At 53.1% G+C, this 260-nt stretch carries 1 protein-coding gene; it reads left to right on the top strand.

The window, feature by feature from the left end; translation table 11 throughout:
• Positions 1 to 260, top strand: a 260-nt coding sequence (zapE, locus tag HBA93_RS21900) for an AFG1/ZapE family ATPase (protein ID WP_221724655.1), incomplete at both ends; no start/stop codon positions are given.

Raw genomic sequence — 260 nt, forward strand, 5'->3', positions numbered from 1 at the left:
TGTTGGTGATGCTGTCCGTGTTACTTTTGATGAGCTCTGTGCCAAACCGCTGGCGGCTGCCGATTATCTGGCAATCATGGCGCGTTTCCGCACCATGTTTATTGATCATGTGCCTGTACTTGATTTGAGCCGCCGCAATGAGGCCAAACGCTTTATCCTGCTGGTCGATACACTTTCTGACCATCGAGCCCGTGCGGTGATCAGCGCTGTTGCCTCCCCTGACCAGCTCTATATCGCCTCAAGCGGTACAGAAGCATTTG

It is taken from the genome of Ochrobactrum sp. SFR4 (assembly GCF_019730395.1).
GTDB lineage: Bacteria > Pseudomonadota > Alphaproteobacteria > Rhizobiales > Rhizobiaceae > Pseudochrobactrum.